Here is an 11,086-nt window from a genome sequence, read left to right on the forward strand (position 1 = left end):
ATGAGTGAAAAAGAGCTACTACAAGAAGAAAAAATGACAAGAGAATCAGTAAAAACAGAAAAAAAAGCCAAGCAAAAGGACGAAACCAAGCCTGCTCGCTGGGTACGTGTCCGCATGCTGCCAATCTGGCTCAGAATCCTTCTGTTCATCCTCCTTCTTGCAGGAAGTCTCGTACTAGGTGCCATCATTGGCTTCGCAGGCATCGGAGACGGCAAAGCAGCCGACGTCTTCAAAGCAGAAACCTGGCAGCATATCATCGATATCGTAATGAAGAAATAACTTCTTGATAACTTCTTGAGGGACGGACCTCGAAATATTTAGCTTTTGGCAAAGAATCCTGGTATATCGGGGGTTCGTTGAGGATGGAGCTTTGTATTCGAGGTCCGTCCCTCTTTTTCAATTGTCGACAAAGTAGAGGGACGGACCTCAATTTTACGCTCATATCGAACAAAGAACCTTGATATAACGGGATTTAGTTTTTAAAGTTAGTCTGTTTTTGAGGTCCGTCCCTCTCCAGGCGTCCTCTCCTGTTGCTATTACACGCCCGGTTTCTGTACAATAAGGTGTACATACATATTGGTAGGAGGAATTATGAATGCTTGATATTAATGAGATTAAAGAGATTATTCCCCATCGTTATCCATTTTTGCTGGTGGATCGGATCCTTGAGGTGGAAGAAGGCAAGAAAGCGGTTGGGATTAAGAATGTGACGGCGAATGAGGAGTTTTTCAATGGGCATTTCCCTGATTATCCTGTTATGCCTGGTGTGTTGATTGTGGAGGCGCTTGCTCAGGTGGGTGCTGTTGCCATGCTGAAAGTGGAAGATAACCGTGGACGTCTAGCTTTCTTCACTGGCATTGATAAGTGTCGTTTCAAGCGTCAAGTAAAGCCGGGAGACCAGCTGAGACTTGAAGTCGAAATGATCCGTTTTAAAGGACCGATCGGTAAAGGAAAAGGCGTAGCGACGGTTGATGGTGAGGTTGCATGCGAATTAGAAATGATGTTCGCTTTAGGAGATAAACAATAAAAAATGTGCAAACTGGGCTTGTTGTGATTCGTTCACTTCATGCCCAGTTTTTTGATTCAACCCTTCGCATGCTTAAATTCAAATTAACCCAAAAAATTTTACTCAAAATGCAAGTAAATTTATTTTCAGGGAATGCTAACGAAAGACCAGAGTAACGGTCTTACATTAACTAACATACACGTTAGAAAGGAGTAATACATCATGAGCAAAAAATTACTTTCAATTCTTGGTGGATCAGCACTTGCTGCCATGCTTCTTGTAGGATGTAACGCAAATCAGGAGCCACCTCCGGAAGACGAGGCACCAACAGAAGAAGAAGTGCCGGAAGATGATGGCATGAACGAAGATAACGGGGACATGGGTGAAGAAAATCTCCCTGAAACAGAGGACCAAAACGAGCAAGGCGACAAAGATGCAGCGAAGGATAATAACACACCTGAAGAAGACGCTGTAGAAGATGATATGGATATGCAGGATCAGGATAAGAAGGACGAGTAATCACTTCAAAAGGCAGAGGCAGCTAAGTGTTGTCTCTGTTTTATTTTTTGAATCACATCACCCCAAAAATAGAGATGATGTAAGATGAAATTTCTAACCGGTTCCATTATTGAGATATTAGAAGACAAAAATGAAACATAATCTCCACACCAAAGGTTAACATTTTACTCAATTCTTTTAGCCTCAATAATATATCGTTCGGTTGAGGGACCAAGAATAGTAAAAGGGTAGCAAGTAGAAAGAGTCAGAATTTCCTCAGGACGTGTTGCCCGAATAACCGACGTGTCATTTTCATCTACAATATAAGTTTTAAAAATTTCATAGGAGTAAGTTCCGGTTGGCATAACGATGGAAAGGATATCTCCATGCTGGAGTTCACCAATGTTTCTAAATACCGTATCCCTGTGCCCGGCCAAAAAAATTTGATCCTTTTGTTCCGGTAGTGACGTTGATGAATAATGTCCTACCCCTTTCTTAAGTTCCTCCCCATCTGTTCCTTCAATAATTGCTACATCTCTTTCCAGTCTTGGAATCTGTAAAACCCCAATGACATCCCCTTTCTCAAAATGGTAATCGATTGAGGTATGAGAGGAACTAATTGGTTCTGAACTCTTATGTACTGAAGAATTTTCCATAATACTTGCTTTTGCTTTTACGAGAGCTTCATTTTCCGCTTCTTCGTTACTTTTCATCTGAAGGAATGAATATAGGATAAACGATAGTCCACTTGATAAAATGAAAATCCCTAAAATCAGAAAAACCTTCCTACTCATGATACTTCCTCCTTTTATACTGAAAAAAAGAAAGAAAATCGTGAAATTCCTCTTTTGTTAAGCCCTGGTTAATGGCCTTCTCAAGTGGTTCAACCCACTCCTCATCTAAAAAAACTTTATTCTTATCAGACGAAAGAATATTCTCTAGAGAAGTATCTAAAGTAAGAGCGATTTTTTTAAGAATCTTAATGGAGGGATTCTTTTGAATTCCTCTTTCAATAGAACTTATATATGATTTAGAAACATTTGAATGATGAGCAAGCTCGTTTATGGTTAACCCTTTTTGTTCACGAAGATCTTTAATCTTATCACCTACCATGTCGATAACTCCTTCACAATTCATTTAATTCATTATATAGAACAATTGTTATTTTATAAAGTACGAAATAAAGTGAATTTTAAAGGGATAAAGAGGAAAGTATCGATATCCACATTGTTTGACGGGTATTTCAATATTTTTGAAGATTTTCTTTTCATAAGTAAAATCTTATAATTAGCTAAGGTGTTCTTTAAAAAGAACAAATCGCTGATTCTAGGAGATGAAATGAATGAATCAAAAGAGAATTGCCGTAATATTATTAATCCTATTTTTTATCTCTGGAATAATGAATCATAAAACGTATGCAAATGAAGTAGACATCATATTAATACCTAACGAAAAGTTCTTATTTAATATTTCAAATATGAAGCCGGGTGATTGGGCAGAGAGGGAATTGAGGGTTAAAAATGGCGGGGAGAAAGATTTTAACTACTCGATTCGCGTTGACAATAAACAATCTGACCGGAAATTATTTAACGAATTGGATTTGAAGGTGTATGAAGGTGATAAATCCATATTAATCTTTGATGATAAACTAAAAAATTTCACTGGGTTTAAACCAAAGCCATTAAAAAAAGGTGTAACTGACAGTCTATTTTTCCAGGTTGAAATGCCATATGAATTAGGGAATGAGTTTCAGCAAACATCAGCATATTTTGAAATCATCATTGTAGCAGCTGCTAATACATCCACTACTCCCGAGGATTCAGATGATCCGGTAAAGCAACCAGACAGTAATGTTAAGCCGACCCCGGTGAACCCAGGAACAAATGATACCCAATTACCTGTAGCATCACAAGGCCCAAAGCTACCTAACACAGCAACCAACCTTTACCTGCTATTAACAGTAGGTCTTATATTAACTACAGTGGGATTGACAATAATATATGTAAATAAACGTTTATCAAATAAAAGAGAAACATAACCTGAATGAAGAGGTGACCTTATGTACAAAAAAATATGCAGACGATGTACAAGACCATCCTATAGCAGCACTGAAACAGGTGAATGGGTTTGTCCCACCTGTAAATTTGACATAACCGATCAGCCATTCTATGATTCTAGTAATTACCAAAATATTAATAAGAAAGTCCTTCCTCTTAGAAGGAAGTTAGAAGCATATAAAAATAGCATAAATTCGTAGTTTTTCGACAAACCTCAACATGCTCTTACACGATTTATTAATCCCAACATAGTTATATTTTTGTAAATGTCAGATTATAGTTGAATGTGTAGGAAAAAAGTGTAAATAAAATAATCAGAATAGACAAAAAACAACAAAAACTCGGGTGGTTTATTAGTATAATCGAATTAGTTCGAAGGGAAGTCAGATAAAGGCAAACTTATTGAAAAATAAGGACGCAAAGTCACAGATCTAAGGTGGGAAAGTAGGCATATCTTCATAATCATCTTGAATATAATGAACAGAAAATAGATGAAGAAGGTGTGGTTATTTGAGAACTATGATGGCTGGATTGCCTGGAATACATATATGTATTTTGGGAGGGTATTTATATTGACAAATCGTGAACTTGATCTTGAATGGATGGAACTAATTAAACAAGCCTTAGACGCCGGAATTTCTAAATCAGAAATCAGAGAATTTCTTCAAAATCAGTCCCAGGAAGTGAAAGCAGAGTACAAAGTGATTTAATATAAATAAAGTCTTGCGAATCGATTCGCAAGACTTTATTTATTGCCTAATTTCCACTTATTAAATTCAATGAATTCCCTGAACTGCTCCTTGGTAATTCCAGAATCCATGGCTTCTTCTGCAATCTTAAGCCACTCATGATCGATATTTTGATCATCTGGTTGATCGTGTAAAAGAGCATCCATCGGAATCCCTAAGGCAGCTGAAACTTTTTCGAGAAATTGAATGGAAGGGTTTTGTTGAAGGTTACGCTCTATTGAACTCAAGTAAGACTTTGCGACACCGGCTTTATCAGCAAGCTCTGTCATGGACATGCGTTTTTCTTGTCTGTATTTCTTTACTCTTTCTCCAATCACAGGGAACACCTACCTAAGAACTTCATATAAGAAGTCACAATATTAAATACAATTATATCATAATGAATCATACGGATATTACATAATTTCGCATAATTAAACGCTCGGTTTTGCCGTTGCCGGAATCCTAGGCTTCGATACCATTTTCTCACGGAACTCCCGGATTAGTTCTTCGCCCGAATACCCTTTTTGCACCAAGTCATCAAGGAGTAATTCTGCATATTCATTCCTCTGTTTTTTCAATTTCCCCTCAAACATAATACTGATATGCTCATCCATCTCTTTAATACAACGGATTGTAGTCATGAAAGCAGCCGGGTCATTGGCCTTGTGGGAAATCACGACCTGGATTTCCAAGTCTTCCTTACGTTGCTGAGCCTCTTGAAAGAACTCGATATATTCATTCGACAAGTACGTTTCGACAAGCCAAGTACTTTGCCCATCTTCTTTATTAATAATCAGACCGTCCACAATCTCAAAGTCACGCAGTTCATCGTTCTCCACTACTTGCAGTGAAATAACTTTAAAGGTTTTCATGAACGAACATCTCCCATTTAAAGGTTTTATAAAATTATATCATAGTAGGAATTGTTTCCCTAACAAATTCCTCGATGAAAAAAAGGACGAAAGATGCAATTTTGTGATTTTGACCCTGATTTTGATCGAAAACCGGGAAATCTCCCTAGGCGAATTTCCGAAATTCAAGCCATTTTTGCCTCGAATTTCGGAAATCCACGATTTTACAAGATGCGACAGAAGATTGTAAGATGAAAACACCTTAAGAGAAAGGAGGAAAGAATTCATTGATCAACCAAGTGACCCTCGTTGGAAGGCTGACCAAGGATCCTGAAACAAGAAAAACATTGGAAGGGAAATCAGTACTAAACGCAACGATTGCCGTGAACAGGCACTATAAGAATCAACAAGGTCAAGTTGATACAGACTTCGTGCTCTGCACCATATGGAACAGGGCAGCAGACAACACGGAGAAATACTGCCGGAAAGGATCTGTCATTGGCGTCACCGGTCGAATCCAAACCCGTTATTTTGACAATGATCAAGGAAAACGTACGTATGTAACCGAAGTTGTCGCTGAAAATGTCCGATTTATGGACAGCAGGCGGGAAACCGCAGAAACCCCTGAGCCAAGCAAGAAAGAGCCTATCGAATTACCGTTTTAATATTTTTTGAAAGGGAGATGGAGTTGTGGCCACACTGCAAGATCTTGAACAAAGAATTGACAGAATGGAGAAGTTAACAGAAGACCTCATTAAAAAAGTAGCAAGAGCAAACGTCGAAAATTTCTATTTATCTCAACGGGTGACAGCCCTTGAGCAAGGGTACGAATACCCCAATCCTGTTTTGAAATCCTCGTCATAAGTAAAACAACCTCACCCAGAATTCTTTCCATAAGAACAATCCAACCAACCTTATAAGCAGCTGTCTCAAAATCCAATGGTCACCGCAACATGCCCCAAACATACCTCATTAGAAATATACATGTGTAGCAGTGAGTAAAGTAAGCAGTTGTTCCCCTTATTGTCTTCTTATAGAGTCGGTTTCCTTTTTGGGGAGCCGGCGTTTTTTTTGATTAATTAGTTTTTCTGGAGGAGGAAGATGATTCCGGTTGTTCACATTTTGGCACGAGTTTTGTGGAAAGTGGCACAACAAGTGTTAAAAGTGGCACAAGTTTGCTCGAAAGTGGCACAACAGAAGGAAACTGCTTATTAAACGGTAATCATTTATACAATTATATTTGTAAAAACGATTCAAACCTAACCCTATTTTGTCAAACCCTTTTAAAATAACTCTATAAGCCCCCTTTTTTATGCAAGCTCAGCTCAATTCATCCTACACCTACAAAAAAACCTCTTTCCCAAAAAGGAAAGAGGTCACATACAACTACTCCAACACCAACAACGACTCCAAATCCTTATCTGACAATTCCGTAACCCATTGATCACTTCGGATGATCTCATCGTTCAATGCCTGCTTTTTCGTCAGCATGGCGTCGATTTTTTCCTCAAGGGTACCTGAAGAGACCAGTTTATGAACATGAACGAATCGCTGTTGTCCGATCCGATAAGCACGGTCCGTTGCCTGGTTTTCTACTGCCGGGTTCCACCAGCGATCATAGTGGACGACGTGGTTGGCTGCGGTCAGGTTCAATCCGGTTCCGCCGGCTTTTAGTGACAAGAGAAATACTGGGAAATTACCATTCTGGAATTTCTCCACGAGTTCATCGCGTTTTCCTTTGGCCATGCTTCCGTTCAGGAATGGGACATCGACGTTGAATTCTTCTTTCATCACTTCCTGGATCATTTCGCCCATTGAAATATATTGAGTGAAGATCAGGCAAGCTTCACCGGATTCCAGGGCGGTTTCCACGATATCCTTAAGCTTCTGCATTTTTTCAGAACGGGACAGGATCGATTTAGGATCCGGTTCCTTTAAGTAGAGAGCAGGGTGGTTACATAGCTGCTTCAGCTGGTTGAGCATTTGCAGGATTAATCCTTTGCGCTCAAATCCGCTCAATGTTTCAATTTTAGCGAGAGTGTCTTTCACCAGCTGCTCATATAATGCCGCCTGCTCAGTGGTTAGGTGACAATATTCTTTCTGCTCCAGTTTTTCAGGAAGATTCAATTCCACTTCAGGATCTTTCTTCGTCCGACGCAATAAGAACGGCTTGATTTTTGCCTGAAGCTCTTTGACTTTTTCTTCAGATTCATCCTTTTCAATCGGAGCAATATAGTTTTTCTGATACTGCGTGAATCCACCAAGGTACCCGTGGTTAAGGAAATCAAAGATCGACCACAGTTCGGACAACCGATTCTCCATCGGGGTCCCGGTCAATGCAATATGATGCTTTCCACTGAGTTTACGAATTGCCCGGGATTGCTTCGTATTGGCATTCTTGATATTTTGCGCTTCATCAAGGGAAATCGATGTCCAGTCGACTTCAGATAATTCTTCAAAGTCGATGTGGGACAAGCCGTAAGAGGTGAGGACCACATCTATGCCTTTGATCTCCTTGGCAAATTGTTCACCTTTCGTCCGGGTCGGTCCATAATGAAGGTGGACCTTCAAGTCCGGAGCAAATTTCTCCAACTCCCGCTGCCAGTTTCCGAGAACGGAGGTAGGGGCAACGATCAGGGAAGGTGTTTCCGGTTTCTCGGTTTCTTTTACATGTTGCAGGTAGGTAATCAGCTGTACCGTTTTCCCAAGACCCATGTCATCAGCCAGACACGCGCCAAAGCCGAATTTTCGTAAAAAGAGCATCCAGCTCATCCCCAGCTGCTGGTAAGGACGGAGCTCACCGATAAATGCGTCAGGTGTTTCTGTTAAAGGGATCGATGACACATTTGTCAGCTGATGGATCATTTTTTTCATCGATCGATTGAGTTCCAGCTGGATCTTGGCATATTTATAAGGATCATGCTCGTCATCATCGGGCTCAAGTTCCGATTCATCGGAATCGCGGGGAACAAGCTCCTGTTCCAGCATATCCTGGATCGAAATCCCTTCCTGCTTCGCTTTCGTCATCATTTGCTGAATCCTTCTTATCATAGCGGGATCAAGCTTCATCCACTGACCGCGGATCTTTACTAATCGTCGCTGATTATCGACGAGCTGATTAAAGTCATCCTCCGACAGATTGACGCCGTTCATGGATAATCGCCAGTCGAAATCAAGCATGGCATTCAATCCTACGAATGAAGGACGATAGCTTGTATCCGTGTTTTTCAGTTTGGCTTTTACCAGGACCTGAGCATCTTTCATCGCTTCCCACCAGGATGGCAGAAGGATTTCAATGTCCAAGTCGATGAGCTTCTCACTTAATACGGATAGGAAATCCCAGGCATCGTGCTCACCAAGAGCTGTGCGGAGGGACCCATCCACGTCACGGAGGATTGGCATCATCTTCATCCACCGTTCCTGTTCTTCGGATACATCAGGCAGATGCTTTTTCCAGGAAGGAGGGACTGTGTCTTCAGCCAGTGAAATGACGCGATTCGTTTTCTTGCGGTCTCTTAAGATCGTCTCAAGCTCCCATGACTCATCCTCATCAAGCGGTTCAGAAATCCTCAGACCGATCGAAAACGGTAATTCTTCATCCTCACCGGCAATCCACTCACTCCAACGCTTCTCATCAAAATACGCATCCAGCTCTTCAGACGTAAGCGTACTTTCCTTCAGCTTCTGAATCCTCTGCATCGCACTCGATCCGCCCGAAGCCATCGCCTCATTCAACGCACCCTGAAACCAATTTTCGGTGAGATTTTTGAGGGACGGACCTCCATCAGGAAGCTCTTCCTCCCAGAACTCATCATTGAAATTCGACCAGACTTCATCGGGGATATGAAACTGCAACCCTTTTTCCTGCCATTCCTCGAAGCGGGGCAGCCAGCGGCCGGCTTCCACAGCTTCGTAGATCACAGGGGCAATCGCAATACACGCCTGCCCGGTTTCGTCCCAGTCCCATTGGATCATGCTGCTGAAATGCTCACCGGCAAGCAAGGTGAGAAGCTGCCACTGAGTCACTGTAATTCCGTTTACGGAATCCTCAAGGAGTGTCCCGTAGTAACTCTCTTCATGCCAAAGAAACAACTGACTCTTCCATTCTTTTGGAGGCAGAAGTTTGCCTTCGTCGTTTTCCGCAGTGATGAAGAAACGGTCTTCATATTCAGTTGTGTTGACGTTGATTTTTACGGAAGACAGTTTAAGCATCGATTAACTTACCCTTTCTGCACTCTTCTTGGAACGCACGTAATCGCTTGTATTTATCTAAAATGTAGGGGAGATACACATCCCATTTGTCTGTTTTCTTCGTCTTTTTATAAATCGTCCGGATCTTTTTCATATAGCGGACCGCAAGCTTATAGCTGTCCCGATTCTTCTGATCGATCGCATCCATCACCCCGGCGTAATAGATTGGAAGGGCAAGCTCAGGCGCTTCCTTCGTCACGTCCCGGAGGCCCATGCCTTCCATCTCCTGAATGCTATAGCTCATATATTTCTGCAGCTCGACCCATTCACGATAAGCCTTCGCACTGATGAGATACTCATTGTACGAGAAGAAGCTATACGGAAGCATGGAAAGGAGGAGTTCATTGACAAGGGAGCTGTCCTTTTCCATCAGCCAATCCATCGGAAGGATCCTCACAAACCAGCGTACGAATCGGGTTGCTTCATAATAGTCGAGGGTTTCCAGGTGGTCCGGCATTCTGGATAATATATTGCGGACCAGGAAGAAGCCGACTTCGAAACGCTTCCCTACGAAAAATTTACGCAGCCAGAATTCACTGAACGCGACCAGCTCGGTACCCAGTTCATCCACCACTTCACTCGCCTTATTTAAATCTTCAAGGAGTAAATATTGATGAAGGATGGCCACGTTGTAAAAAGTGGAGTCCTGTGCGCTGCTTTCTTCTAAACGCGCAACCTCTTCACGGCGCCACGACTTCTGTTTGAACAAGTAATACCACAGGAAGCGGTACACTTCAGCTTTCATCATCGTACTATTTTCTGTGGAATCACTCATTTCAATCGTCTGCTTTTTCAAAAAAGCAACGTACGGATCGAAGCTGAATGGCATGGCATGTATCGACAGTTTTTCAACCGCGTCTTCCATTTCCCCTAATAGAAAATCATACATGCTGTACTGCTCGCGGCTCAGCTCTACATTCCTCTTTTGTAAATAAAGATCGATGTGAATCGATAAATAGAAGGTAGCAAAGAGCTGATAAAGAGGCTTCCACTCCCGTTCGAATGGAGCTTCCTTCATGAAGCGTTTTGTTATATTTTGAACGAGGACATCCATCAAATAGGGCTGTCTTTCAAGTAACTCCAAGTCTTCCTGCTTGAGGATAGAGTTAAAGAATTGCCACCATTCCTCAGGCGTGTTCCCCCGCGTTTTCCGTTCGTTTAACAGATCGCTTGCTTTCTTTAGAGCACCGGTACTGCTGTGCTTCTTCAATAAATCATCCAGTGTCTGGGATTCCTGACTAGGTGGAGCAGACTGACTCCGCCAATTTTGTATCCACTCACTGACCCGTCCAACCTTGTTATATAGCATAAAAAAGGTCGCCATTTGATGCCGGCACCATTTATCCTGAGGACATGAGCACTTGCTTAAAAGGGGAAACGAAAAATTCAGCTCGAGCGTGACAGGCGTGACATCCTGCACCTCTGCCGTCACTTCCTCATCCCGGACCTTTACGTTCGAAACCAGATTTTGACGGAACAAAAGAAGGCCCTTCGAAACGACATTCTTACTCTCGTCCTGATTCGGGTCCAGTTCACCCTGTATCGACTGACTCATGGGAAGTAACTTATCCTTCAACTCCTGAATACGAATCGACATCAACCAACCTCTCCAATCTATAAAATCGCATTCTTTTATTATAACGCAAAAGGAGGGGGAAAAGGAACATGTGGCGGGGGAAGTGGTGGAAGAGG

13 protein-coding genes and 1 riboswitch are annotated in these 11,086 nt (G+C 41.8%); of the genes, 7 read left to right on the top strand and 6 right to left on the bottom strand.

The annotated features are described in order from the left end of the window. The 3 genes from FZC88_RS21345 (at position 1) to FZC88_RS21355 (ending at position 1,525) form a co-directional block, all read left to right on the top strand. On the top strand, positions 1–279 hold the full coding sequence (locus FZC88_RS21345; protein ID WP_148996353.1) for a DNA-directed RNA polymerase subunit beta: 279 nt from the start codon (positions 1–3) through the stop codon (positions 277–279). A gap of 316 nt (positions 280–595) precedes the next feature. Continuing rightward, a complete protein-coding gene (fabZ, locus tag FZC88_RS21350) occupies positions 596–1,027 on the top strand; it encodes a 3-hydroxyacyl-ACP dehydratase FabZ (RefSeq protein ID WP_034765205.1) in 432 nt (143 codons plus the stop codon). Between the two features lie 201 nt (positions 1,028–1,228). Further along, positions 1,229–1,525 (top strand): hypothetical protein, encoded by a 297-nt coding sequence (locus FZC88_RS21355; RefSeq protein ID WP_148996354.1) that lies wholly within the window; start codon positions 1,229–1,231, stop codon positions 1,523–1,525. A 164-nt stretch (positions 1,526–1,689) separates the two neighbouring features. Here the strand turns inward: FZC88_RS21355 and FZC88_RS21360 are convergent, their stop codons facing one another. Beyond that, a complete protein-coding gene (locus FZC88_RS21360) occupies positions 1,690–2,298 on the bottom strand; it encodes a class D sortase (protein WP_148996355.1) in 609 nt (202 codons plus the stop codon). After that, positions 2,291–2,617, bottom strand: a complete 327-nt coding sequence (locus tag FZC88_RS21365; protein WP_148996356.1) for a helix-turn-helix domain-containing protein — start codon at positions 2,615–2,617, stop codon at positions 2,291–2,293. The genes FZC88_RS21360 and FZC88_RS21365 overlap by 8 nt, the downstream gene beginning before the upstream one ends. Before the next feature lie 229 nt (positions 2,618–2,846). On the opposite strand from FZC88_RS21365, the gene FZC88_RS21370 reads away from it, so the two are divergent. Next, positions 2,847–3,542, top strand: a complete 696-nt coding sequence (locus tag FZC88_RS21370) for an LPXTG cell wall anchor domain-containing protein (RefSeq protein WP_148996357.1) — start codon at positions 2,847–2,849, stop codon at positions 3,540–3,542. A 401-nt stretch (positions 3,543–3,943) separates the two neighbouring features. Then, a riboswitch (cyclic di-GMP riboswitch) is annotated at positions 3,944–4,100 on the top strand. A gap of 33 nt (positions 4,101–4,133) precedes the next feature. Further along, positions 4,134–4,271, top strand: coding sequence for an anti-repressor SinI family protein (locus FZC88_RS21375; protein ID WP_262372011.1), 138 nt, complete (start codon positions 4,134–4,136; stop codon positions 4,269–4,271). A gap of 35 nt (positions 4,272–4,306) precedes the next feature. Here the strand turns inward: FZC88_RS21375 and FZC88_RS21380 are convergent, their stop codons facing one another. Beyond that, positions 4,307–4,627, bottom strand: coding sequence for a helix-turn-helix domain-containing protein (locus tag FZC88_RS21380; protein ID WP_148971166.1), 321 nt, complete (start codon positions 4,625–4,627; stop codon positions 4,307–4,309). A 96-nt stretch (positions 4,628–4,723) separates the two neighbouring features. Next, a complete protein-coding gene (locus FZC88_RS21385) occupies positions 4,724–5,164 on the bottom strand; it encodes a YwpF-like family protein (RefSeq protein ID WP_148996358.1) in 441 nt (146 codons plus the stop codon). 266 nt (positions 5,165–5,430) lie between these two features. On the opposite strand from FZC88_RS21385, the gene FZC88_RS21390 reads away from it, so the two are divergent. Together FZC88_RS21390 and FZC88_RS24160 are read left to right on the top strand one after the other, a co-directional pair. After that, the gene (locus tag FZC88_RS21390; RefSeq protein WP_148996359.1) at positions 5,431–5,808 is read left to right on the top strand and encodes a single-stranded DNA-binding protein; all 378 of its coding nucleotides are present in this window, start codon (positions 5,431–5,433) and stop codon (positions 5,806–5,808) included. 25 nt (positions 5,809–5,833) lie between these two features. Continuing rightward, complete coding sequence (locus tag FZC88_RS24160; RefSeq protein ID WP_187443452.1) at positions 5,834–6,007, top strand: hypothetical protein; 174 nt, start codon at positions 5,834–5,836, stop codon at positions 6,005–6,007. A 522-nt stretch (positions 6,008–6,529) separates the two neighbouring features. On the opposite strand, the gene FZC88_RS21395 is transcribed toward FZC88_RS24160, so the two are convergent. Both FZC88_RS21395 and FZC88_RS21400 read right to left on the bottom strand, forming a co-directional pair. Further along, positions 6,530–9,355: a DEAD/DEAH box helicase gene (locus tag FZC88_RS21395; RefSeq protein ID WP_148996360.1), complete on the bottom strand. Its 2,826-nt coding sequence runs from the start codon at positions 9,353–9,355 to the stop codon at positions 6,530–6,532. Further along, positions 9,348–10,991 (bottom strand): SWIM zinc finger family protein, encoded by a 1,644-nt coding sequence (locus FZC88_RS21400; RefSeq protein WP_148996361.1) that lies wholly within the window; start codon positions 10,989–10,991, stop codon positions 9,348–9,350. The genes FZC88_RS21395 and FZC88_RS21400 overlap by 8 nt, the downstream gene beginning before the upstream one ends. Between the last annotated feature and the right edge of the window lie 95 nt (positions 10,992–11,086).

This window comes from Rossellomorea aquimaris (assembly GCF_008180865.1).
Classification (GTDB): Bacteria; Bacillota; Bacilli; order Bacillales; family Bacillaceae_B; genus Rossellomorea; species Rossellomorea yichunensis.